The organism is Lawsonibacter asaccharolyticus (assembly GCF_022453915.1).
GTDB lineage: Bacteria > Bacillota > Clostridia > Oscillospirales > Oscillospiraceae > Lawsonibacter > Lawsonibacter asaccharolyticus.
Genome location: NZ_CP091870.1, coordinates 1,950,812 through 1,975,305 on the forward strand (window position 1 = coordinate 1,950,812; position 24,494 = coordinate 1,975,305).

Annotated in this window: 26 protein-coding genes; 22 read left to right on the plus strand and 4 right to left on the minus strand. The window is 54.3% G+C overall.

Going from position 1 to position 24,494, the window contains the following annotated elements:
• Window positions 1–114 precede the first annotated feature (114 nt).
• The gene (locus tag L9O85_RS09335; protein ID WP_301578492.1) at window positions 115–981 is read left to right on the plus strand and encodes a CPBP family intramembrane glutamic endopeptidase; all 867 of its coding nucleotides are present in this window, start codon (window positions 115–117) and stop codon (window positions 979–981) included.
• 35 nt (window positions 982–1,016) lie between these two features.
• Here the strand turns inward: L9O85_RS09335 and L9O85_RS09340 are convergent, their stop codons facing one another.
• From L9O85_RS09340 to L9O85_RS09355, 4 genes are read right to left on the minus strand one after another with little or no spacing between them, the layout of a single operon-like run.
• Window positions 1,017–1,277 (minus strand): hypothetical protein, encoded by a 261-nt coding sequence (locus L9O85_RS09340; protein ID WP_147577051.1) that lies wholly within the window; start codon window positions 1,275–1,277, stop codon window positions 1,017–1,019.
• 9 nt (window positions 1,278–1,286) lie between these two features.
• Entirely contained in the window at window positions 1,287–5,171 is a 3,885-nt protein-coding gene (locus tag L9O85_RS09345; RefSeq protein ID WP_301578493.1) for a GLUG motif-containing protein, read from the minus strand.
• A complete protein-coding gene (locus L9O85_RS09350; protein ID WP_108980967.1) occupies window positions 5,152–7,659 on the minus strand; it encodes an efflux RND transporter permease subunit in 2,508 nt (835 codons plus the stop codon). Before L9O85_RS09350 ends, L9O85_RS09345 begins: the two co-directional genes overlap by 20 nt.
• The gene (locus L9O85_RS09355; RefSeq protein ID WP_108980966.1) at window positions 7,656–7,976 is read right to left on the minus strand and encodes a hypothetical protein; all 321 of its coding nucleotides are present in this window, start codon (window positions 7,974–7,976) and stop codon (window positions 7,656–7,658) included. The genes L9O85_RS09350 and L9O85_RS09355 overlap by 4 nt, the downstream gene beginning before the upstream one ends.
• A gap of 183 nt (window positions 7,977–8,159) precedes the next feature.
• Between L9O85_RS09355 and L9O85_RS09360 the strand changes: the two genes are divergently transcribed.
• The 21 genes from L9O85_RS09360 to L9O85_RS09460 all read left to right on the plus strand — a co-directional run bounded on the left by L9O85_RS09360 (window position 8,160) and on the right by L9O85_RS09460 (window position 24,491).
• Window positions 8,160–8,780: a TetR/AcrR family transcriptional regulator gene (locus L9O85_RS09360; protein WP_108980965.1), complete on the plus strand. Its 621-nt coding sequence runs from the start codon at window positions 8,160–8,162 to the stop codon at window positions 8,778–8,780.
• A 1-nt stretch (window position 8,781) separates the two neighbouring features.
• A complete protein-coding gene (locus tag L9O85_RS09365) occupies window positions 8,782–9,387 on the plus strand; it encodes an AAA family ATPase (RefSeq protein ID WP_077138738.1) in 606 nt (201 codons plus the stop codon).
• Between the two features lie 702 nt (window positions 9,388–10,089).
• A complete protein-coding gene (locus tag L9O85_RS09370; RefSeq protein WP_108980964.1) occupies window positions 10,090–11,205 on the plus strand; it encodes a hypothetical protein in 1,116 nt (371 codons plus the stop codon).
• 14 nt (window positions 11,206–11,219) lie between these two features.
• Window positions 11,220–12,689, plus strand: a complete 1,470-nt coding sequence (locus tag L9O85_RS09375; RefSeq protein WP_301578494.1) for a DUF6138 family protein — start codon at window positions 11,220–11,222, stop codon at window positions 12,687–12,689.
• The gene (locus L9O85_RS09380) at window positions 12,686–14,068 is read left to right on the plus strand and encodes a DUF6138 family protein (protein WP_301578495.1); all 1,383 of its coding nucleotides are present in this window, start codon (window positions 12,686–12,688) and stop codon (window positions 14,066–14,068) included. Before L9O85_RS09375 ends, L9O85_RS09380 begins: the two co-directional genes overlap by 4 nt.
• A 10-nt stretch (window positions 14,069–14,078) precedes the next feature.
• Window positions 14,079–14,921 carry a DUF2262 domain-containing protein gene (locus L9O85_RS09385; RefSeq protein WP_301578496.1) on the plus strand — a complete coding sequence of 281 codons (843 nt, stop codon included), beginning with the start codon at window positions 14,079–14,081 and terminating at the stop codon, window positions 14,919–14,921.
• A gap of 31 nt (window positions 14,922–14,952) precedes the next feature.
• Window positions 14,953–15,255: a hypothetical protein gene (locus tag L9O85_RS09390; RefSeq protein WP_301578497.1), complete on the plus strand. Its 303-nt coding sequence runs from the start codon at window positions 14,953–14,955 to the stop codon at window positions 15,253–15,255.
• Window positions 15,252–17,267, plus strand: a complete 2,016-nt coding sequence (locus L9O85_RS09395) for an immunity protein Imm33 domain-containing protein (RefSeq protein ID WP_301578498.1) — start codon at window positions 15,252–15,254, stop codon at window positions 17,265–17,267. Before L9O85_RS09390 ends, L9O85_RS09395 begins: the two co-directional genes overlap by 4 nt.
• The gene (locus tag L9O85_RS09400) at window positions 17,268–17,501 is read left to right on the plus strand and encodes an Imm17 family immunity protein (protein WP_256182190.1); all 234 of its coding nucleotides are present in this window, start codon (window positions 17,268–17,270) and stop codon (window positions 17,499–17,501) included.
• A 16-nt stretch (window positions 17,502–17,517) separates the two neighbouring features.
• A complete protein-coding gene (locus tag L9O85_RS09405) occupies window positions 17,518–18,057 on the plus strand; it encodes a hypothetical protein (RefSeq protein ID WP_301578499.1) in 540 nt (179 codons plus the stop codon).
• A gap of 41 nt (window positions 18,058–18,098) precedes the next feature.
• On the plus strand, window positions 18,099–18,308 hold the full coding sequence (locus L9O85_RS09410) for a hypothetical protein (protein WP_301578500.1): 210 nt from the start codon (window positions 18,099–18,101) through the stop codon (window positions 18,306–18,308).
• Window positions 18,308–18,895, plus strand: coding sequence for a hypothetical protein (locus L9O85_RS09415; RefSeq protein WP_301578501.1), 588 nt, complete (start codon window positions 18,308–18,310; stop codon window positions 18,893–18,895). The genes L9O85_RS09410 and L9O85_RS09415 overlap by 1 nt, the downstream gene beginning before the upstream one ends.
• A gap of 12 nt (window positions 18,896–18,907) precedes the next feature.
• On the plus strand, window positions 18,908–19,252 hold the full coding sequence (locus L9O85_RS09420; RefSeq protein ID WP_301578502.1) for a hypothetical protein: 345 nt from the start codon (window positions 18,908–18,910) through the stop codon (window positions 19,250–19,252).
• 7 nt (window positions 19,253–19,259) lie between these two features.
• Window positions 19,260–20,339, plus strand: a complete 1,080-nt coding sequence (locus L9O85_RS09425; protein WP_301578503.1) for an ankyrin repeat domain-containing protein — start codon at window positions 19,260–19,262, stop codon at window positions 20,337–20,339.
• An 11-nt stretch (window positions 20,340–20,350) separates the two neighbouring features.
• Window positions 20,351–20,959, plus strand: coding sequence for a hypothetical protein (locus L9O85_RS09430; protein WP_256182183.1), 609 nt, complete (start codon window positions 20,351–20,353; stop codon window positions 20,957–20,959).
• A 25-nt stretch (window positions 20,960–20,984) separates the two neighbouring features.
• Window positions 20,985–21,575, plus strand: a complete 591-nt coding sequence (locus L9O85_RS09435; protein ID WP_301578504.1) for a hypothetical protein — start codon at window positions 20,985–20,987, stop codon at window positions 21,573–21,575.
• 13 nt (window positions 21,576–21,588) lie between these two features.
• On the plus strand, window positions 21,589–22,428 hold the full coding sequence (locus L9O85_RS09440; protein WP_301578505.1) for a DUF2262 domain-containing protein: 840 nt from the start codon (window positions 21,589–21,591) through the stop codon (window positions 22,426–22,428).
• A 12-nt stretch (window positions 22,429–22,440) separates the two neighbouring features.
• A complete protein-coding gene (locus L9O85_RS09445; RefSeq protein ID WP_301578506.1) occupies window positions 22,441–22,944 on the plus strand; it encodes a DUF2004 domain-containing protein in 504 nt (167 codons plus the stop codon).
• A gap of 18 nt (window positions 22,945–22,962) precedes the next feature.
• Window positions 22,963–23,553: an SMI1/KNR4 family protein gene (locus L9O85_RS09450; protein WP_301578507.1), complete on the plus strand. Its 591-nt coding sequence runs from the start codon at window positions 22,963–22,965 to the stop codon at window positions 23,551–23,553.
• Complete coding sequence (locus L9O85_RS09455) at window positions 23,550–23,867, plus strand: hypothetical protein (protein WP_301578508.1); 318 nt, start codon at window positions 23,550–23,552, stop codon at window positions 23,865–23,867. Before L9O85_RS09450 ends, L9O85_RS09455 begins: the two co-directional genes overlap by 4 nt.
• Before the next feature lie 27 nt (window positions 23,868–23,894).
• Entirely contained in the window at window positions 23,895–24,491 is a 597-nt protein-coding gene (locus L9O85_RS09460) for a hypothetical protein (RefSeq protein WP_301578509.1), read from the plus strand.
• The last annotated feature ends 3 nt before the right edge of the window (window positions 24,492–24,494 follow it).

Genomic DNA, 24,494 nt, shown 5'->3' on the forward strand with positions numbered 1-24,494 from the left:
TAAAACATACAAGGGCAGGGAGGGCCCTGTCCTTGTATGTTTTATTTCCCATGCTATAATAACATTTAACATCTCTCTACAAGACCATTTTATTGGGAGGATTGTGAAACCAGAATGAATTATAAGTTTTCAACACCAAAGACAATTTCCGTAATTATTGTATATTTTTTGCTGTTTTTGGCCGGTGATTTATTGGGAAGTCTAATTTTTGATTTCCTATTTTCTACCATAGATCTTCCAGTCCGTGAGTTGTACCCTATTATCAGAATGCCGGGCTATCTGTTGCTGACACTAATTTTCTTTTGGCTCTATACAACAAAAGTTCTCCATCTAAAAATGGAAGACTTCGGGATTTCATTTTCCGTTAAATGGTGGGGAGTTAGTTTATCTGTTTTGTTACCTGCTTTTGTAGTTACTATCTTTCTAATCATTGGACGGGCACAAGTAAATGTTTTTTCCACTGGTGACATCTTCTTAATTATTATTTCATCTATTCTTATTGCTTTGAAAGCGGGGATATTGGAAGAAATACTATTCCGTGGTTTCATTATGAGACTGCTCGAAAGTAAATGGAATAAGTACATTGCTGTGCTTGTCCCATCCGTTTTGTTCAGTTTTGCACATCTCCCATCAATGGAAACTTTTACAATCGGAGGTGTCTTTCTTTTAATCATCAGCGGTACTTTGGTAGGCACTATGTTTTCGCTTGCCTCCTATGCAGGAAATTCCATTGGTAACAATATTCTTATGCATACAGTATGGAACTTTGCGATAGTAACGGACATTCTGCACATTACAACATCGGAGGGTGCTTATGGCGAACCTATTTTTCAACTCATTATACCATCAGACAACATCTTGTTAACTGGAGCAGGATTTGGTATAGAGGCATCTTTAATTGCCATCATTGGATATACTCTCGCTTGTTTAACACTGGCTTTTATTTACAGAAGAAATCACGTTGGTATTTTAGAGGGATAAAGGAGGCGGGAGTGTATAAAACACTCCCGCCTCCTTTATCCCTTAGACTTTCCCTGTTGTGCTTTCCACTCAGCAAATTCCCTTTGCCCCTCCTCGCTCTCGAAAAAGGCTTGTATCTCCGGGAACAGGACACGGGCCAGGGCAGTGAGGAACTTCCTTTGCAGGCAGTCTGCGCTGCTTCGGTTGATCTGGTAAGCCTCGGCATACTTGCTCATGGACAGTCCGCAGTCCGTTGCCCAAGCAGCTTCATAGAGTTCTTCTTTTGTAACTACTTCACCTGTGAGCTTGCCGACCATACATGGGGTTCAATGCCTCTTTTTTTGAATGTGACGCAGCACACAGAATACGGCAGCCAGAAGCAACAGGCAACCTGTTCCGGCCGCGAGCCAGACAAGAAGGCTGCTGGACCGCTCTGCAATACAGAAAGTGATCTCCTCCGTCTGACTGGTGAGCAGCAGATACTGTCCGTCGATCTCAAAATCCGCTTCTGACCAGCCGCTTTCCTCCTGTACCCATAGCGCATAGTGTTTTCCAGAGTCCGGCAGGCGGTAGTGAACCGTATAGGACACCTGCTCTAAATCCGGGTCGTCCACTGTGACGGTATAGGCAGTGCCGGTGTGCGTCTTTCCCTGGCGATCACTCCAGGTCACATTCTCAATCGTGTGTGAGACTTCTGCCCGGCTGCTGAAACTACCGTCCACAAGGATCTCCGGCAGTTCCCCACCGTCCGAAAGGGCGGAGGTATAGGGAGTATATTCCGCTTCCAAGGTTTGACTGGCATTCAGATGGGTATAGTCCAGATCCGGCCAAGCGGCGGAGTACCCCTTTTTCGCCGGAATCTCCGGCAGGGATTCGATCCCTTCCCCATACTGGAAGGGGACCACGGCTACGGTGATGCCATCGGCCACGAAGGTCAGCTCCAGCTGAGAAAACAGCTCCGGCACGCCCTCTGTGCTGCACAGGGAATCGAAATCCACCGGCTCCGCCTTCCCGGCATAGCTGATACCGTCCAGAGCGCCCAGGTTCTCGCTGGTAAAGGTGTTGCCGGATACGGTGCCGTCGCTGTCCACATCTCCCGCTACCGCCCCCAGATAAGCAGAGCCCTCATCGATGGTCACCAGGGTATGACAATTTATCAGGGTAGCCCCTAATCCAGCCGCACCGCCCACATAGTCCCTGCCAGACAGGTGGCACTTGCTCCAGCTGTCCCGGACGCTGCCCCAGGAGGCGCCGGCAATACCTCCCACATAGTCGCCGTTGCTGCTGGATACAGCGCCGTAATTCTCGCAGTTTCTAACCCGTCCCAGGTCCATCAGACCGACAATACCGCCGGCGTAGTCCTGCTTTCCGGTGATTGCTCCTGTATTGATACAGGATGCGACAACTGCCTTGGTCTGATATCGGAAGTCCAGGGAGCGGTCGCCTTCCCGGATCAAATCGTCCTCCGGGTCAAAGTCGTATTCAATAGCCATAGAGCCCACGATCCCGGCCACATTAACATCGCCCTCCACCGTTCCGTCATTCCTGGCGTCAGAGAGATAGCCCGTATCTGTAGTTTCAGGCGCTTCGTCCGACACATCCTCAAACCGATCCTCAAATTTCTCATCAGAACCATCCAGAATATCCCGCATCAGGTCGGTAATGACACCGAACTGCCGGTTGATGGCGTCCAGATCGTCCAGCAAAATGTCCGTATTGCTGGACATGGACTCCCGAAGAGCATCTCCGCTGTCGATCAGGTCAGTAAAAATACTGTCCAGAGCATCCCCCTGTTCCTTGATCTCGCTGCTGATGGGACGGATGGTGATGGTGGGCATCTCAGATAGTTCTTGCAGCACATGGGAAAGGTCTTCCATGATGTCTGAAGTCAGAGAAGACAGTTCCTCCATGGTATCTCCGGCATCCCTCAGTTCATCTATGGCATCCCCGGCCTTCTCCAGCAATTCCCGCAGTTTGCGGACGGCACTCCCGCCGCTGTCCACGCTGCGGGCCAATGCGCGCAGTGCGGAGGATAAACTATCCCTGGCGGCCTGTATCTCCTGTCTGGCGGCCTCCAATTCCTCGATATTGATGGAAGGCACCACCAATTTTTCCGCGGCTGCGGCGATCTCCTGTGCAGATAGCTTTGCGCGCTCCAGGCTGGTACGGATGGCCGCCAGTTCGACCTGGAGTGTCTCAACGACAGTCTGGGCAGATTCGATCCCGGCCAATGCTGCGAGGGCATCCTCCGCCTCTGCGGCGGCCAGCTCTGCGGCGGCGATGGCAGCATTCAGTTCGTCCAATTTCACCTGCAGATCCCGCTCGGCTTCAGACGCGCCTAAATCTTTCAGAATGTTTTCTACTTCCTCCTGTGTGTCTGTAAGCTGTTGGGACGCATCCTGTAATTTTTGGTAAGCGGCTGTCAAATCCGGCCCCTGTCCAGGGGCGACATTCATCAGCGCCTTGGCCAGTTCCGCCCCCGCCTGCCCAAACGCCTGTCCGGCGGCCAGTAGATCCTCTGCAGCACTTTTCAACTGCGCCAATGCTTCCGGGGCAGCGGTCTCCGACCCGATCACCTGAGCAAGCGCATCGTTGACCTGGTCCAAGCAGTTTGGCAGAGCGGCACAGGCAGACTGAAACGCCCCCAGCTTTTCCAGAAGAGCTGCCCATTCCGGCCTCCCCTGAAGCACACCATCTGCACCCTGTAAAATTTCCCATATTTGTACAAAACAGCTGTCAATATCCGAGAGATCGTTGGACAGTTCAGAAACTGCCGCCTGTATTTCCGCCAGGGTTGTGTCCGTATCCGGATTCCCCAGTACATTCCGCAAGTGCGCCATAGCCGCTTTGAGGTGGTCTGCCGAGTCCCGGCCATGCCGGGCAGCGACCCTCAGATCGTCCATAACGTCCTCAAACCGGTCCGCTGCATCGGGGGCCAGATCGCCGGCCTCCTGCGCCTCGTCCATCACATCATTCATCTGACCAGCCAACTTCTCCATCAGATCCAGCGCGTCTGTGGCATCCTCCATAATGGGAGACAGTTTATCCGTGAGCCAGGAGATCCGGGCAGACATGCTGTTGACCGCATCAATGTTTTCATTGGCCCAGTCTGTGGTGAGATCTGCCAAGTCACTGATAGCCCCCTGGACCTCCCCCGCCCGGTCGGAAATAGCCTGCATCCGCTCAGAGATCTCGTTGGAGGCGCTGCGGGCATCATCATTGGTCCGGCCGATCAGGTCTCGCAGCACGTCCAGTTCATCCAACAGGTCGCCAACCTGGCTCTCAGTGTAGAGCAGACGCACCTCCGGCACCAACTGTCCGGTAATGCCGCCCACATCCTTCCGGCCCAAAATCATCCCGGAATTGGTGCAGCCGTTCAGATATCCGGACTGCTGCCCTACGATGCCGCCAATGTTATACCCCTCATGGGCATACCCCACCGCCCCGGTGTTGACGCAGCTTTGCAGGATGCCTGAGGAAAACCCGGCGATGCCGCCAATGTCAGTACACACAGGTACATTCTCCGCAGCATTGAGCTGCTCACGATTCAAAGCGTCCAGATCCAGTTCCGTGTCCACCTCTGTGGTGTTGATGCTGCCGCTGTTTTCACACTGGATGATAGAACCGTAGTTCTGTCCGGCAATGCCGCCCACATAGTGCTCCCCGGTAACAGAGCCGGAGAAAGCACAGTTGATGATCTCCCCCTGAGCTTCGTTGATGCCTGCGATCCCGCCAATACTGTCCAATCCGCTTACCGTCCCGGAAAACGAACACATCGTGATGGTCCCCTGGTTCTTCCCTGCCAGGCCGCCCAGAACGTTTTTGCGGTCAGCGGGAGAGATGCTGCCCGAGACGTGGAGATCCCGCACAGAGCCGGTGGGCTGTATGTACCGAAACAGTCCCCGCACATTGCCGCTGCCGGTGATGGACAGGCCGGAGATGGTGTGTCCCTGTCCCTCAAAGGTGCCGCCGAAGGTAGGGATGGGGGCAAAGTCCACGCCGGTCAGATCAATGTCCGCCTCCAGATAGACGGTTTTCCCCTGAGACCAGCTGTCCAGGGTGCAGTTCCGGGAGAACCCCGCCAGATCCTCTGCCGTGCGGAGATAGATGGTATCGGCGGTCCCAGCGGCCAGAGCAGCGGGAGCGATAAGGGAGAGGAGCAAGACCGCCGCCAGCAGGAGACTCAAGAATTTACTGCTTTTCCGTTTCATCTGCTTTTGGAACCTCCTTGGTCTGGTAACTTCCAGTCTCCAGCATCCCGGAGACGTCTCCGTAGATCACGCCTTGGATGTGGGCGTCCACCACACCGGACACCCGGCCCCGGACCCGGCCATTTACATAGACGGTGCCGCTGGCGCTGTGGCTGACCTCCGGAACTTTGATGTTGAAGCGGGTCTTTTCCACGATCTTGTCTCCCACGTACAGGATCTGGGGCAGGATAAACATGACTAAAAACATGGAAATCAGCGTTCCCCGGCACAGGCACTCGCCGATGCCCACAATGGCTGGCTCCGTAGTGATCTGGGAGATCAGGAACCCGGCGGCAGATAGGATGCTCCCCGAGGTCAACACCGTTGGGAAGGACAGGTCCAGCGCCTGGACGATAGCCTCTGACCGCGGCATCTTCTCCTTCAGTTCGTTGTACCAGGAGGAGATCACAATGGCGTAATCGATGTTGGCCCCCATCTGGATGGAGGTCACCACCAGATAGCTCATAAAGAAGATGGGCTGCTGGGTCACGCCAGGGAAGGAGAAGCTGATCCAAATGCTGCCCTGGATCACCAGGATCAGCAGGAGGGGCAGGCCCACCGACTGGAATGTGAACAGCAGGACGATAATGACAAAGGCCACCGACAGCACGCTGATCATCACATTGTCTCTGGCAAAGGACACAGACAGGTCATAGTCACTGGTGGAGTCCCCAACCAGATAGACGTTTTCGGCGTCATAGTATCTCTCCGCTTCGTCATGGATGGTCTGGAGGAAAGCAAAAGTCTCCTCCCCCTCCTCTGGCAGATCCAGACTGACCAGCATCCGGGTGTAGTCCTCTCCCAGCAGCTGCTCTCGGGCGTCAGAAAGCTGTTCATAGAGAGCATCCAGATCCGCCTGTTCCTCCTCGTCCAGATCTACATAGCCCTCCTCCACCTTGTCATAGGCAAAGAAAAACATATCCATCAGCGGAACTGTATAGTCATCCAGGCCGCCCACGATCCTTCCGTACTCTTCGCCCTCCGCTGCATAGGCGGCATAAACAAGACATACCAGCTCGTAGTCCAGATCCGTCATCTCGGCAAACTGCCGGGGCGTCAGGGCGTCCGTGAGCATGTAGCCGTCCATGACCTCCACATTGGAAAGGCCCATGGCGTAGTCCACCTGGTCATAGGTCTCCAGCCGCTCCAGCAGGGCCTTTTCACTGATATAGTCGCCCTTTGGCACGATCAGCGCCATTACGTTCTGAGTGCCGAAGGTCTCGTTGACTTTCTTCTCGGCGATCTGGGTCTCATTTTGTCGGGCGGTCTGGATCTGACTGTAGCCGTAGACATAGGGGCACTGATTGGACATCAGAAAGCCCGCCACAATGGCCGCTGCGAACAAGGGCACGCCTACATAGCGCAGTTTCAGGGTAAACTTGCCCCAGCGGTCGATCTTTGGGACAAAACTGCGGTGCTGGGTTTTTGCCATGGCCTTGGAAAAAAGCATCAGCAGGCCCGGCATCAGGGTAAAGACCGAGAGCATGCTGAACAGAATGGCCTTGATGAGGATAATGCCCATGTCAAAGCCTATCCGGAACTGCATGAACATCATAGCGGCCAGACCCGAAATGGTGGTAAGGCTGCTGGCAGAGATGGAGGGAATGGCGGCGCTCACCGCTGCGATGCAGGCCTCCCGGTCCTCGGCGTACTCCCGCTCCTCCAGAAAGCGGTGGAGCATGATGATGGCGTAGTCGATGGCCAGCGCCAGCTGCAAAACCACGGTCACAGAGTTGGAGACGAAGGAGATCTCCCCGAAAATAAAATTGGTGCCCAGATTCAGCAGGGCCGCTACGATAAAGGTGATGAGCAGTACCGGGATCTCCGCATAGGAGCGGGAGGTGAGCAGCAGCACCAGCACGATGATCACCGCCGCCACCGCTAGAATGGTCCCCATCTCGCTGGCCAGAGAATCCGCCTGTGAGTTGCCTACAGCACTGTCAATGTAATAGTCGTAGGGCTCCAGCAGTTCCCGGATGGCAGCCAGGGCGGCGAGGCTGATCTCGTCCTCCTCCTCGCCGTCAAAGGTCACGGAGATCAGGGCGTCAGCCCCCTTGAAATACTCCGTGATGTCCTCCGGTGTCTCCGGCTCACCGTCACCTCCTGTGTCCGCGCCGACGGTGCTGCTCCCGAAGGTGGCCGAGGTGACGCCCTCGATCTGCTCCATCTGCTCCGCCAGTTCCTCCGCGATCTCATAGGTCACATGGGAGACCATGACCCGGGCGGTGCCGAAGGTGGTAAACTCCTCCTCCATGAGGGTCAGTCCCTGGCGGGTCTCCGTGGTCTCCGGCAGATACTCTGTAATGTCGTTGCACACGCTGACCCAGTTTCGGGAAAACAGGCAGAAGATCAGGGCACAGGCATAAAGAAAAAAGATCAGGTTTCTTTTGTCGACGATGACTGTGGCCAGTTTCTCAAAAAAGGATGACTTTTCCGTTCCCTTGCTCACAGTTCCGATGCCTCCCGGGGTCCTTGATGGAGAAGTGCGCCTTCCCACCGCATCTGGGCGGATTTTGAGGTAGATGTTCCGCACAGGCTCCCTGCCTGCAGTCTTAAAACGGTCTCACAGGGAATGGTGCTCACCACCGTTTGGATGGGATGAAAGAGATGGAGCGTCCCATCCGCTGCCCGCACGCCCTGCACCTTGTTGACATAGCCCACCAGATCCAGTGATCCGGTAATGTAGCTCTCCTGATAACTGAGGGTCAGAACTCCCTCCCGCGGACCCAGTTGACCCTGTATGGTGACTTGATACTGCTCTGTCATCGCGCCGCGCTCCTTCCGGTTTGGTTTCTTTCAGCATAAAAAATCTCTTGGTGGAAAACAAGATGCAGAACAGGGGCAAATGTCAGATTTCTGACACTTGCTCCTAATCTGCATCTATGATAAGTCCTGGGATCTGTGCTAAAATAAAATCAAGAATTCGAGGAAAGGTCTGTGGTCGTTGGGATGAGACAGCGAACATACGAAGCCAGCGAGGCGGCCAAGCGGGAGATCTGCGCCGCACTGAAAACTTTGATGGCACAAAAGCCTCTGAATAAAATTACCATCGCGGAGATCATGCAGTCCTGCGGCATGGCTCGGCAGCATTTTTACTACCACTTTGAGGATATCTACGACGCAGTGCGCTGGATGTTCGACCAGGAGGCTGTGGCACTGCTGCGGGAGCATGAGGGTGTGATGCTGTGGCAGGACGGCCTGCTCCAACTCTTTCAGTATCTTCAGGAAAACCGGACTGTCTGCCTGTGCGCCCTGCACTCCTTGAGCCGGGAACATCTGAAACGCTTTTTTCAGACAGATATTCACGCTATCATACAGAGTACGATCCAGCGGATCGTCATAGCACTGAACTACCACGCATCCGATGACGAAGTTGATTTGCTGACGAAATTTTATGTGGGGGCGCTGGCAAGCATGATCGAGGAGTGGCTGCTGGGCGAGATCCAGGGAACCCCTGAAGAGCTGATCCGGTTTACCGACCAGCTTTTAAAAGATCATGTTCGCGGCGCTACCCTGCGGATGACGGAACCGCGCCCGGCCGCGGAGCAGATTTGTAAGGAGGATTCGTAACATGAAGATGCCGATCATTGCTTTGGGCCGTCAGTTCGGCAGCGGCGGCCGGGAGATCGGAAAACGGCTGGCAGAGAAACTGAACATCAGGTGCTATGACCGGGAACTGATCACTCTGGCCGCACAGAAAGCGGAACTGCGGGAGGAGCTGTTTGCGGGCAGAGAGGAAAAAGCACCCAATCCCTGGCTCTTTACCGGCGTCTATGAGGGCGGACCTCAGGTGCGGAAGGGCCAGCCGGCGGAGGACATCCTGTTTGAGATGCAGAGCCAGGTGATCTTGGAACTTGCCCAGAAAGATCCCTGCATTATTGTGGGGCGGTGTGCCGATGCCATCCTCAAATCTGCCGGCATCCCGGTGATCAGCCTGTTCATCTGCGCTCCCTTCGGGGATCGTATCAGACGCCGGATGGAGATCGAGGGCCTCGGGCCAAAAGAAGCGGAGGACACCATCAGAAAAATTGATAAACAGCGAAAAAAATACTATGACACCTATACCGGCAGAAATTGGGGGGTTCCGGAGAATTATGATTTCTGCATCAACAGTTCTGTGATGGGAATTGAGGAGACGGCAGAGCATATCATCACTTGGACCAGAGGCAATTGGTGACACATTCGGTTTCATCTTTCGATTTTGTATAAGAAATTTGTCTTCCGAGCCTTTTATGGCATCCCTGGGAGTCTTCTCCCCCTGTTTATAGACCAGCAAATCCTGCGTTGCAGACAACAGGAATCATTTACACATTTTTTCTGACTGACCTACAACGCAGGAACAGCCGCATAGAGATACAAAAAACGCTCCCTGTCCGGGCCGCTGCATGACCTTCAGCCACGGGCAGGAAGCGTTTTTGACCACATTTCCAACCGAAAAACCATTCAAAAAGCGTCCCCGTTATTTCTGTGCGAATACAATATCACATTTTCACTGCTTGTACATGGGAAAATGCAGCTTTCAAAATCCGCGATCTCGGCCTCTTTCTCATATGGAAAGGCAATGATAAGTTTTAGTTGATAATTTCCATGCAATTATGTATGATGGAAAAGAGCGATTTGACCCCATCATTTATGATAACGGCTTGCACTTTACGCATTCAATGATGTGCAATGCAGGCGGAAGTTTTTGGGAGATGCACACGAATCAGTCAAAAATAACTCTGTTTCTATATAAAAATGGATTTTGTTTATGGAGAAAATCACATCTGTGGGTGGATGTGACTTCTTCTTTGCGCCCTTTTCATGCCCTGCGTCAGCCTGTCCAAGTGACAGGGTCTCGCAGGGCGTTTTTTCTATTTTCTGAAAGGAGTCTGAGAATATGAATCTGAAATACGCCTGCCCCAGCTGTGGGACGCCCCTTGGGTATCAGGGACTATGTTGGAAATGCAAGTGCGAACAAGAGCGACAAGCTGCTCTGGCCTGGACGCTGGAACAGATTGCCGAAAAGCAGAGAAACTTGATTCAGAACATCCAGCGGCTGGCTGATATGGAGGACCCGGAATTCACCGACTTTTGGCAGTTGCTTGGCTGCCGGGACGCCATCCCTCTGGAGATCCAGCGGGCGGCGCTGGCCGCAGAGGTTTTCTGGCCTTCTGAACTTTACTATCGCGCCCCAGAGGATGTGCGGGACGGCTTGATCCATGCGCTGTTGTCCACGGAAAATTCCAGCGAAGCGTCTAACCTGATGTGCTGCCTTGCCTTCCAGGGGGATGAAAAGGCAATGGAGACATTGTTGGAGTTGGAGCGGAATCCCCGGCCCTGGCGCAAGGGCCTCTATGTGGACCCGTCCAGCTATGCGCAGATTGGCGGCTGGACCTTCGACAAGGAGGGCCAGAGAATCCAACTTAACTTTGACACCTGCTATCCCATGGTCAAGGGAACCAGCGGTGAGAAGTCTCCCGTCCGCATTGGCCGGGCACGGAAGGACACATGCCCCCACTGTGGCGGACGCATAGTGGATATGCTGGTGCTGGACGGACGGGATGAGCGGCTCCGGTTCCTGGGGCTGGACGGTATCCTGACCGCCACCTGCTGCCCCAGCTGTGTGGGATTTTTGAAAGGCCCCGCCTTCAATCACTTCACTTTGGACGGCGGCGTGGAGATTTTTCCCTCCGAGCTCTTTGACGGGGCGGAGAAGATGGACTGCTATGTCCATCCGGAGGACTACAAGGCCCTTACCGAAAATCCCTTCGTGCTGGGTAAGGCGCCTGTGCCCCTGTTTTACGGCGCAGCCTGCGAGGATGTGAACACGGTGGGCGGTTTTGCCAACTGGGTGCAGGACGCGGAATATACCACCTGTCCCCACTGTGGGAAGCCCATGAAGTATCTGGCCCAGATCCAGTGGGATACAGTGTTTGACTGTGCGGAGGGCACGCTCTATGTGGAGTTCTGCCCGGACTGCCAGATCGTATCCATGCAGCACCAGCAGACATGAGAGGAGTGCATCAAATGAATTTACCAAAACGAAATAGTGCGGACGGGCGCTGTTACTGGATGAAGCCCGAGGTACAGGAGGAACTGCAACCGCTCTTTGACCAGTGCATCCAGGATGCCATTGACGGGAGAATCACGCGGCTTGATTCTCTCTGGCCGCCGGTAGTAGTCAGCAGTCAAGGTGCGCCCTTTGAGGTGTGCGATCTGGTGAGAAAATGGATTGAAACCCAGCGAGCGGAAACCATGGATGCGGAAAAAGCTATCGCCTTCAGCGAAAACCTGCGCCGCCAGAGCCGCTGGGGTGAAATTGACTATTATTTGATTAACCTGCTGAAACGGGAATTACAAGAGAAGTATTTTGTCGGAACAGGCAGTGAAGATGACTACTGGAAAGAACAGGAATATTCCCTAAAACCGGGTATCCGTGCGGAGGATCTTTCAGAAGAGCTATTGCGCTTTGCCTGCTATGTGGCGGTGAGCTATAAGATATATGGAGCGAACTATGAATATTTTTCAACCAATTATCTCTTGGGCTTGGTAGAGAAAGTCCGTCCTGATATGGTGAAAAAGCTCCGGGAAAATGGAACCGGCAGGCTGCCGATCTCTCTGCAAAAGAGGAAAACAGAGCACTTCACTGCATCGGCCAACGATGCCTTTGCCGTGATCCGTATTACTGCCAGGGACAACACAGAGGAATGCTGCCATGAAGTGCTGAACTACCTGTGTGAGCTTCTGGAACAGGAGGATTTTCCCCGCAGCTATGCGGTGGAGTTCAAAGGGCCGGAAAAGAGTTATCTTCCCATCACAGGACTGCCCAAAAAGGGAGTAAACCAGCTCTTTGCCTGTGCCGTGCAGTACCCCGGCCTCCACCCCCTGATGGAACGGTACGCCCGGCTTGCCATGCGGCAATATGAGCAGTACACCAATCTCAGCGATGAGCAGTGCGCTCTCCCCGGAAGTTTTGCCGTGTTCGCCCTGGGAATGCTGGGGCAAGAGTGGCAGCAGCTGGTATGGGATTATCTCGGCCTCTGTGATGATGAGCACTCCCACTTACAGGAAAAATTCCTCCGGGCGTATGTGAAACGGTTCGGATTTACCGCCGATACCGTCCCTATGTTTGTCCGGGGTGTGCTGTCCATGCAGAACATGAAGTATTCCAAGGACTATGCCGCGTGGATGGCAAACGCAGAAAGCCTGGACGCTCTGCTGGAGGCAAAAATCCACCTGTCCGAGATCGTTCCAAGCGGTTTTTCCTCCGACGAGGATGACGATGATGACGAGGAACCCACCCTGGAAACAGAATCCAGCCCGGAGGAAGTGCTGCAATACGCGTGGGAAACGGTCTGCTATGTGATCTGGGGCAAAGCCAGCGCCAAGGGTGGTCAGAAAGTGGTGGAATCAGCTCCGGAGGAACTGAAGGAACTTTACCCACAGATTTTTGTTCCGATAACGGCGAACCCGGAAGAAAGAGGCAGCCTGCTATGAGTTTACCGAAACGCGACGGCGTAAATGGCCGTTATTACCTGATCCATAAACCGGATACGGACCCCGAAGTGCTGAAACACGCAGATCAGTGCATCCAGGATGTGTTGGATGGAACCGCAAAAGAAAACCATTCCGGCTCCCCGCTGGTCGTTCGGAACCAAAGCGGAACGCCCTTTCTGCCCAGCCAGCTGCTGGATCGGTATCTGTCCAAACTGCCTTTGAAGGGATTCCCCTATGAGGAAGCTGTTATTTTCTGCGATGCCCTGCGGCGGTTGGCGGGCTGGAATGAGATCCGCTATCAGTTGGAGAAGTACATAGAAAAGCAGGTGCAGGAGCGGTACTTCCTTGTGGGAGAGCGGGAAGATGGGTTTACAGTGTTTCCGCCCTGCACGGTGTGGCCGGAATTGCGAGCGGAGGATGTGGACGAAGGGCTGCTGCACTTTGCCTGCTATGTGGCGGTCTGCCATACAGTGTATGGACAGAGTTTTGAATCCCTCAAAACCGAACACATTCTTGGCCTGGTTTCCCAGCTTCGCCCGGACATGGTGAAGCAGCTGAAAACCAATGGCAGCGGCAAATTGCCAAAGGGTATCCAGCGGCGTAAGACGGAGCATTTCACCGCGTCGGCCAACGACGCTTTCGCTGCTATCCGCATTACCGCCAGGGACTCCACCGAGGAGTGCTATGCTGAAATCCTGGACTACCTGTGTGCGGTGCTGGAGCAGGAGGAATTTCCCCGCAGTTACTCGGTGGAGTTCCGTGGAAAGGACAAACTCTATCTGCCCATTCCCGGCCTGCCCAGGAAGGGAATCAATCAGCTCTTTGCCTGCGCTGTGCAGCACCCCAAATTACACACCGATATTGAGCGGTATGCACGGCTGGCTATGCGGGAGTATGAATGGTACCAAAACCTCGCGGATGAAGCCTGTGCGATGCCTGGCTCTTTCGCTGTGTTCGCTCTGGGGCTGGTGGGAGAACAGTGGGCGACACTGGTGGCGGAGTATCTGGATCTCTGCGACGACGAGCACTCCTCCCTGCAAGGGAAATTCCTTCATGCCTTGATCCGGAAGTTTGGGTTTCAACCATGGACACTGGGGGTATTGGTGCGGGGCGCATTATCTATGCAGTGGCTGGAGCCTGCCAGGGAATTCCGCAGCCTGATTGCCAATGTGGAAAGCCTGGATGCGCTGCTGACAGTTAAGCGCCGCTTTTCTGCTTATCTCCTGCCGGAAGAAAACGAAGACCCGAAATTCCGGGCCATCGCTTGGCAGAGCCTGCTCTGGGCTATCTGGGGCCCGGCCTCTGAAAATGGCGGCAGCAAGGCCATCAAGACGGCGCCGAAGGAACTGAAAGAGAAATACCAGCAGGTATTTGCGTAAGGAGAACGCCATGAAAAAGAGAAAAGTCAAGGACTTTATTGCCCTATACGCCCCAGAAGACGAGGAAAAGCTGGTGCTGATTCAGGACGGTATCAGCGCGGACAAGACCTTTCTGGATACTTTCTGGACAGCGCATACCCACGCCCTTGCCATGGCGGATGTAAAGACCGGACAGGTGATCTCCGGCCAATGCTACCTGAGCTGGCCGCTGACGGACAAGGAGCGGGAGGCCGGCGACTATTCCAAGCGGTTTACCAAGGGCCAGATCTACCGGATCAAAGCCCGCGGCTGGAAAGGCGATGCCCTCAGCGAACCTCAGTGGTATGTCACGGAGGTACTGGAGGAAGGCGTACCCTGTCCGGCACTGGAGGAGATTTGGGCGGAATACACAAAGCCCATTCTTCTGGAGGACGAAGTGCTGGGGACCCTCATACTGGATCGGGAGATGAGCACATTCGATGGGTCCTGCAAGTGGATGGGAAAAGAAGTGCGGATCTCGTTGGATGTGGAGATTGAAAAGAAAGCGTCCTGGACCCGTGTCACTAATGTGATGAAGAAGCTGGTGGCAGAGCAGGAAGCGTGGGACAAGTCCCTGCGGGCGATGGCGGCCCAAAAACTCACCGCTCAGGCCAACGAATGGCTGGCGGACAATGACCAGACTGACCGGGCCCCGGAGAAAGACCCCATCACGGAGAATGAGTTCGCCCGGCGTATCCTGCTCACCGAGTTTACAGTATCTCCCGGCGGCCGTTTTACCGCCTGGTATGAGGACGACGATATGTTTTGGGGCCATGTGATCACTGTGGATGGAACGCTGAAAAAAGGCCCTGTTGGCGCTGATATACAGGGCTGACAACAACCGTTTACAGGAGGAGGCATCCATTATGTGCGAGCACTGCCGAACCATTCAAACATGGAGAAAATTTGATGCCCCCAAGGACTATCTGGCCTGTATTGCCTATATCCAGCAGTTGGTGGAACAAGGTGAATTTGAACTGATGGCAGAGGAATCCACCTGTTCGCTGGAGAAGGTAAAGACTGAGGATGGATGGGCAGACGAAATTATGGCTCACACGGTCCGATGCAAACACTGCGGTCAGATCTTTACCTGTGTGGTCAACACCTGGCGAGGCAGCGGACACTTCAAAAAGGCAAAGGATGACACAGAAAAGGCGGTGAAACGATGAATCGGACAGAAGAAACAAAATTTCGGGAGCAAATTGACCAGTGGAATGATGCGGACGAGTTCTCGCGATGTATTGAGGCTATCGAAGCCATCCCGGAACAGGAGCGGGGTTATCTGCTGACCGTCAAGCTGAGTCGGGCTTACAGCAATCTGGCGGTGCTGGGGGATCACAGCGCCCACGGCAGTGATGGTGAGGTGGATGGAGAACTCCTCGGACACGCCATTGATCTGCTGGAGTCCGTTCGCCTTCAGGGAGAGAACGACCCTTACTGGAACTCCCGGATGGGCTATTCCTGCCTGATGGCATACCGCTCCGCTGCCACCGCCTATGAGTATGCGAAGCACTGGCTGGCCCTGGCTCCGGATGACCCGGATGCCCAAAAGCTGGTGAGGGACTGTGAGGAGTATCTGGAGGAGGAAAATTCCTTGGAACTGGATTGGAAAGAGCGGGAGGAGATCATCCGGCGGGAGACCATTCCCCCTGCCGACGATGACATCCTCGGCCATGTGAAATTACATATCGACCAGCAGTTCGGTGTCTATACCCAGCTCCTCACGGACGACAGCGACCCGGATCACCCGCTGGAGATCGCCGTCATCCCGCCCCGGCCGGAGCATGACTACTACACCCTGGTCACCGTCGGCCTGAGCCGGCATCGGATGGGTTTCCCGGAGGAGCGCCGGGAGGAAAAACTGGAACGGGCGGAGCTGCTCATCAACCTGCCCCGAGATTGGAAGCTGACAAAGGTGGACTGCCGGGAGGAACTGTGGAGCTGGCCCATCCGGATGATGCTGGCCACCGCCCACTTCGCCATGGAGGACCCGGAGGTAGGGCTGGAATCCAGAACTACACTTATGGAGGGTGAGGATGGTATCCCTTTTGCAGAGAATACGGACCTGCGGGGCGAGATCCTGCTCTGTCCCGGTGTGTTTGGGGAGGAGTCCTTTTTCTGCCGCCTGCCGGACGGGGACGAAGTCAACTTCTATCAGGTGATCCCCCTCTACCGGGAGGAGCTCCAATACAAGCTGGAGCACGGCTCGGATGCCCTGCTGGACCTCTGCCCAGACGAGAGCCTGGAAGTCATCAATCCACACCGGCTGAATGTGGTCACCGACCGAGAGAAAATCAGCTACGACCCAGCGGAGATGGACAACGCCGCAGACCAGATCAAAAAGATCCAGGAGCTTCACCTGCCAGTGGACGAATTGGACGCCTGCAATCTGATGGCTTTCTTCCTGGGCTGGGCTATGAAGCGGGGCCAGATGAGTAACCCATTCATCTCCCGGTATCGGGAGATAGTGGATGCAGTCCAGTCCGGAAAGGAGCCTGATCTTCGGGTGTTCATCCTGGACAACCTGGATGGGAAATTGTCTACTCAGTTCTTTGACCGGAGATGCTCCGGTTTTGCCCAGTGGTACGCCCAGGACAACCGTTCTAACCCCTATGTCTACCGCCGGGACTGTCGGAATATCGTCTTGTCCAGGCTCAAATACCGTGTCTGGAACAGTATTGCGGAAAAAGAAGCGGCCTACCTGCTCCTTCCATATACCGAAAAGAACCGTCAGAGTGTGGAGCACCTGCTGGATGAGCGGTTTCAGCAGTATCTGGAAGCGGAATTTGCAGATGACCCCGAGGAGCGGGTGGCGCGGGCAGCGGAAGGAAAACCAGCTGTCATTCCTGACTGGGACGGTCCCCTGTTCTGCTACGCTTCCGAACGCGTCGCCCAGGATGGGTGTAAGGTGCAGATCATGGACCGGCTGTTCCCCGAGCGTGAGGATATGGGTTGGGAGAGCGGTTGGGCCTTCTACTCTGGGGACGAGGGCGATGTGTACGGTGAAGGGGATGAATACTACGAGTCGCACTGCGGCTTCTATGATATTCGGGACATCTGCCGCATCGATCCAGACATTATCCCGCTCCTGAATCTGCCCTATGGTACCATGCAGATGCGCGGAGAAGATGGAGCGTGGTATGAGGTGATATGCGACGACGAAGGCGAGGAGGAAACCTAAATGAACAGCGAACAAATTACAGCATTTTTGCAAGAGCATTGGTACATTGCCTCGGTGCTCATCGGGGCCGTGATTTTAATTGGAGCGATCTGCAACTGGAACTGGCTCTGCGACCCCACCGGTACACGGGATGCCCATCGACACAGCAGAGGATACCGGCGGGTGGTTTTCTTTCTGCTGGGTGTCCTCTTGATTGTGGTGAGCATCTGGGGATTTGTACTGAAATTAAAATAGGAGGAGAAAGACTATAATGACTGAGAAATATCCCACCTGGCTCATCGGCCATGTGAAAGAATGGGCGGAGAAGCGTCTGCCCACCGTGACACTCTGTTCCACCACCGGCAGTGAACTGCTGGAGGTCTGGTATTACGGAGATCTGCTCACGGTGAAGGGAGAGCCCCAATCCTATATTGTAGACAGCGATGAGGCCCCCGGACTGGTGACAGCCCGCGACCCAGAGAGCGGCGAGGAATTCGTCATCTTTGACGGTGGGCGGCATGGCTACGACAATCTGTTCTGCGATGAACACGATCCAGCCCAGTTGGCGCACCGTCCCCTCACGCGATACGAGATCCCAGCCTCCAAGCTGGTGCTGGAGCTGGGTTACAGCATTGACTATGAGGACGAAAAAGCAACATTTGAACCGGATGAGGCAGATACCGTGGAACTGATCAACGGTGAGCGTATGCCCTGGGAGCAGGTCAAGCGGGACGGCATTGACTATATCGCCCTTTACTATGTGAACGCGGAAGAGAAACGAGTCCAGATTTTGGACGCAGAGCTGGCATAGGTACAGCCATTCCATCCTTTGATGATTCGAGGAGGTGCCCCATGACCCAAGAAGAACAGATCCGCCTCTACCGGCTGATGGAAAAGCTCAACTGGTTTTTCCACCAGGAGATGCACTATCTGGATGGAGATATTGCGGAGCAGACCGCACAGGAATGTTACCCGGAGATCCGGGAGTTTACATATAATATTTTGTGGAATGATCTGCCCAAAGAGATGCAGGAGCAGCTCATGGACGAGGAGAAGCTGTAATGTCCATAACCGCTTATAAAATAGACGCCGTCGGCCATGACCGAACCGGCGAAGACTATGGCTATGTGAATATCATGTACCGCTATGGCAACAAGCAATCCTGCCCCCGACCGGATCAGTGCGAAAAGATGGAAGTCATGTGGGCGGACGAGAGCGTCTACGGACCTCCTGCCCCTGGCAGTAAGGTGGGCTACTTTATAAAGACATGGCTGATGGGCTCCTGGGACTGTGGGGTATTTACCCACCGGGAGATCGCCCAGCGGCTGATGGATACCTTCACCGGACTGAAATTCAAGGAACTGGCGTGGTTTGAGAACCCCAGGGAGAAAACGCTGAAAAACGGCAAGCCCCGTGCGCGCCGGGCCAAGTGGCTGCCGGACCGGGAGGTGGATCTGGTGTATCTCTACTCCGACTACTATATTGACGCAAGAGATCCGACTCCTGCCGAAACTGACTTTTTCACCGTCACAAGGATGGATGCCTGGGGTGTGAGCACCTGGTTTATGTGTACCCCACAGGCCACCGAGAAGCTGCTCGCCATGGATTATGACAATCTGGCCGTCCAGGAAACCACCATAGTGGGATAGGAGCAATACAGCATGATCGGGACAGATGAAAATCGGGCTGTGCTCCATGTAGAGGTCATCTTCTGGAGCGGCAAGAGAAAGACTTCCCCCAGCCTGGTCAGTGGAAAGTATAGTCCCCATTTTGTTGTCACAGGAACCACTGAATATCTGGGTGTGTGCTTTCTGGATGGAACGGAGCGTTGTGCATTTGATGAACCGGCTTTGGGGAATGCCCAGCCCCTCTACCCGGACACTGTGGACTACGGCCCGCTGGAAAACAATGCGGAATTTTTGATCTATGAGGGAGCCAATGCCGTTGGCAAGGGCCGGGTGCTGGGCCGGACCGTTCCCTATCAAGTGAAACAACAACGAAAGTAGGTGCCTTATGTACCAAATTGCATATATTGGCCGCTGGGAGACTCTCCCGGAAACGGCTGCCGCCATCTGTGACCATGACATTCCCAAGCTGGAGGCGCTGCTCCAAGGTGGTCTGGATTTAGATGTTCCCATCCAGCTCAGCGAATACATCAAGCTGATGCCATTGGAGATCGCGGTTTTTCGGAATGATGTGCCCATGATCCACTTCCTGCTGGAGCATGGAGCTGATCCCGGTCTGGCAGAGGAACAGCCCCTGCTGCTCACCGCCGCCCGCTGTTGTGGGCCGGAGGTGGTGGCGCTCTTTGCTGGACAGGCCGCAAAACTCAGCTCGAAGCAGAAAGAGCGGGCCTTCCAGGAAGTGCGCTGGGGCAAGCGCCCGGAGAATATCCAGGTGCTGGAGCAGGCCGGGATCACAGTGGACAAGTTTGGCGGCGAGGCATTCCGGGCCGCTGTGTCCGAGGGCAATACCAAACTTGCCCGGCTGCTTCTGGAAAAAGGGGCAGACATCAATTACCACAAGCCGGACATGGTGTTTCCGAACGCCTCCACCACTGTCACCGAAGCGGCTCGGCATAAGAATCTCCCCATGGTGCGCTGGCTTGTGGAACAGGGGGCCGACATCACCATTGCTGACAAATACGGCGACCGGCCTTACACCGTGGCGGTGCAGAACAAAAATCAGGAGCTGGCTGACTACCTGAAGGCGCTGGAGCCGGAGGAATGGCACAACGAGCAGGAAAAGCTCCGGCAGCTCATGCCCTATAAGCTGCCCGCCAAGCTGGTGGAATATCTGAAGACCGGCCCCCTGCGGCTGGAGTTCTCGGAGCAAAAATGGGTGAAGTGGGCGGAGCTCTACTCCTTTATGGATGTGCAGGAGATGACCTGGAAACGGAAGAAGCTGCTCTCCCTGATGGCTGCTATGGACAATTACAGCGACTACCTGCTGCTGTGGAGCCCCAGAGACAAAAAGCTGTGGTATCTGGACATCGAGCATGAGGAATTCCACCCTCTGGCCAAATGGGATGACTTCATCACAGACCCCGGCAGGTATCTGAACGGGATGATCGAGGGCGAGTTTGAGGAATAAGGAGCAAGGCCATGACATCCATAGACTTTCTGAACAAAGTACATAAAAGCCTGGACTCCCAGGAATACAACCTCTCTTATTCCCCGGCCAAGTCCAAAAACTTCATGCTGTACGGCAACGGCAATTTTATCGGCGGCCTGTTCGATGAGGAACTGTGCTTCGTCTATGCCGACAGTGTGAGCGAACTGCTGGGACACCCGGAACCCGTCTACCGCGGCTACTCCAGCACCGCCCAGCACAGGATGCTGGCGATTCCGGAGGAACACTGGGAGAAGGCGCTGAAACTTCTTTATGCCGAGAAATTTGATTGGAGTCGTTTGGTGTACGACATCACATACACCAGCATTGGTGCGGCTGTGGTGGAGGACTTCTACGACGAGAATGTGGTGTTTCTGCGCTTCTGTTTTGAAAAGGAGCTGTTGAAAAAGAACCCTCTGGACCGGCAGGGCCGTATTCTGCGGATGGTCTATCTCAATCAGGACCTGACAAAAGCGGGTAAATATCTATTCCCCAGACTGATGCAGAAGTTCCTTGTTTTTACAGACCGCAACGGAAAAACCAGTCTGGAGACCATGCTGAAACGGTGGTACACCCAGCTTGAAAAGGAATACCGCAGTTAGACAGCGGGATAAGGAGGAAAGCGACATGACAGAAGAAAACAGAACCTACATCACCCATCTCAAGGCCGCTGATATCCCGTGGCACCGGCTCACCACCGCCTATGGCCGGGGGACGGACTTCCCGGAGCATTTTGCGGTGCTGGAACAGATGCGTGATCTGGCGTCCGTCAAAAAGTCCCTCTACGAGCTCACCGCCAACATGGAGCACCAGAGTACCCTGTGGCACGCCACCCCCTTCGGCATGGTGTTTCTGAGCCGGATTTGGGAGAAGGCCCTCGCAGAGAGCAAGCAAAACCCCACGGCCCATTTCCTGGCTGGGGAACTGCTGGAATTCTTCGCCTGCATCCTCCAGTGCTTCCACGATGGAGACGAGATGGAACACGCCTCTCCCCTCCCCTGCTTCTCCGATTTGCTGAAGGAAGAATACCTGTGGTCGGAGGAATACGACGAGGAAGAAGATGAGATGCGCTACGAGGAGGACGAGGTCTTTCCAGATGACCTGTTTTACAGCTTCTATTACTACTCCTGGCAGGCGGTGCTGGCCTGCCGGGATATATTGGAGCAGGCCCCGGCGGAGTTTGCCGAGCCTGCCGCCGCAGTGCTGAAACTGCTGTAAAGGAGAATGATCTATGTTTGAAGAATTCTATGAGATGTACGAGCCTGAGGAGCAGGAAGTGGTCGCTCTGATCAATCGCTGCATTGGAGGCGGATATAACTGGAAAGGAAACTTTTGGGAAATGACCGTTGTGACGCTGGGCGTGGTGTTTTGTGACACCGGCAAGGTCAGCACCAAAGAGGAGCGGCTGGAGTGGCCGGTCACCGATGAGGAGCGTAACAGCGAAAAGGGCTGGGAACGCTTTCAAAACGAGCAGATCTGCCGCCTGAAGATCCGCCGGATGAAAGAGGAATGGGCAAAAAATCTGGTGGCGCGGCCCTGGTGTATCTCCCAGGTGGTCAAGGCCCATGAGGACTGCCCGGAGCTTCAGGCGGTTCTGGACGAGTACCACAAGCCGGTGGTGATCCAGGACCAGGTGCTGGGTGAGCTGAAGCTGGACAAGGACTATGATACCTTCGAGGGAGAGATCCAGTGGTGCGGAAAGGATGTGCTCCTTTCTCTGGAGGTCAATGCTGAAAGCAAGCCCTCCTGGACCCGCGCCCGCAGTGCCGCCAAAAAGCTGCTGGCCGACTGCGAAACCTGGGACAAGGCCATGCGGGAGCTTGCGGCCAAGAACCTGACCGAGCTGGCTAATGAATGGCTTTCACAGGATAATGAAAATGCCCGCAACCCGGAAACTGATCCCATCACAGAGGAAGAACTTGTCCGGCGGATCAGCATGACCAGCCTGTCCGTCACCTCCGGCGGCAGCTTCACCGCCTGGTTTGACTGCGATGAGATGTTCACCGACCATGCGGTGACGGTCTACGGCTCCTTGAAAAAGGGCCTCAAAACTGCCAACATTGAGGGATAAGGAGGCGCAGAGATGAAGCTGAACTGTAAACGCATGGATCTTACATATACCCCCGGCGAGGAAATCTTCAACTTTCCCGAGGAATCGGGACTACCCTTTATCTTCGATGTGGAGGAAGAACTGACTGGCGATCCTGCTGCCATGGATGCGGTGGGAGAAATGCTGGATGAGGCGGAGGAATTGGCGGAGAAGGCCAAAGCCGCCATCAAAGCGGCGCTGGCGGACGAGGACAGCCGCTACCATAGCGTTGTGACATTTTTCATGGAGTTCCACCGGGACGATGTAGGCCCGGATATTGCGGCGGAACTTTTTCCGGGAACCGACCCATCCAAGCTGTCCTTTGCCGAGATGGTGGACTTTTTGAAGCTCAAGCGGTTCGGCAGTCTGGTGGATGACGAGATGGATCAACAAGTTTTCATTATGGATCTGTCCTTCAACCCGGAGATCACCGACGAGCTGATGGTAATCTACTTTGACTTAAACCAGGAGATTTTCTGTATCACCCATGAGAGCTAAAACGCCGGAGGTTTTGCTATGACAGATACACAGGCCCGTCGATTTATGCGGGATTTCTTTGAGCGGTACTATCAAAAACTGGAACAGTTAGGAAACGGAATTGCTGTCATGCGACCTTTGGGGGAATCGGACAAGGCCATGTGGCGGGAAGATGCAGATTCGAAAGATGAATGGAAGGCATGGAAGCTCATCCCCTCCACCGTCACCGACCAAGATATTGAGGCACTGGAGAAAGCCATTGGAACAAACCTTCCCAAATGTTTGAATGCTTTTCTCACGGTTTACCACCACTACTTCGAAAATCCCGTTGGAGAGAACCCCGTTTCTGCCCCGTTTAAGGCTGTCCGAAATGCGTGGAACCCGCTTCTGGTGAAACATGGTTACCTGCCATTTGCATGGGATGATGGTGGATTCTATATCCGGTGCATTGACCTAACAAATATGCCGAATGAGGAGCAATGTGGGATCTGTCAGATCGATCATGAGGTTCTCTTTTCCTTGGATGAAGATACTGTTCAGAAAGAGGAGATTGCCCAAAACATGGAATATCTATCGCAGAACCTCTTCACTTATTTGGAGAGCATTTTGGATAACGGAGAATTATCATGAGCAATGTGTCTATCATCTTCACTCCAGAACCAGATCAGTGGGGGCTTCGGGGCGACCCTTTCCTGTGGCAGCTTCTGAAGGAGCGGTATCAGGCGGTGGAACTGCCGTATCCCCCAAATGTTCTCCGAGAGGAAATCCTCCACATCTTTGCGGATTTGACCGGAGAGCTGCCGAAGCCGGGCAAACACTACTATGTAGATCAATTTTCCAAAACTCATGTAGGAATGTCCACTGGTTGGATAAGCGGAGATTTTTGGCAGGCTACGGCAATCCCACTGTTGATGGAACGGCTGGAGCAGGCCAATCGTTCATAAAGGGACGCCAGGAAAGGAGGTGCGGCGATGAGACAGAACAGTAATCAGACGAAGCATCTGCCCACACTTCTGGTTCAGCAGATCCGCCTGCAATGGTATAAAGACTGCCGGGGCGGAAATGCGGCCGCACAGCGGAACCAGTATCCCAGAGCCATGCGGCTGCCGAAAGACTTCTTCTCTTATTATTCCTTTGGCCTACCTACACACTTTGTATCGATTTTACAGAGGACTGATGGATTTCAGATCGATAGGGACTGCTGCAGGCTGATGGAATGGAAGCCGAATGGCACAATGCGACTTCGCCCTTTTGAACTGATTCAGCAGGAGTCCGGAATCCAGGTGCGTTACCGCTATGATTGGCACATCGGGGCGATGCCGGAGCGATATACCTGCGATAAGACCGGGCAAAAACAGCCCCTCAATGAGCTGGCACTGGGTTTGATTCCTGGTGATTATGGTCGGGCTGTCTGCAATGGGCGGTTTCGGGACTGGGATACAGGAATCTGGTATTATGTGCTGGACATTTTGAATGTGATGCCGCTTGCAGAACCCACCGACTCATTGACCAGTTTTATGGACAGAGAACCCAGTAAGATATATACCAAGATCGACCGGCTGTGGTGACGA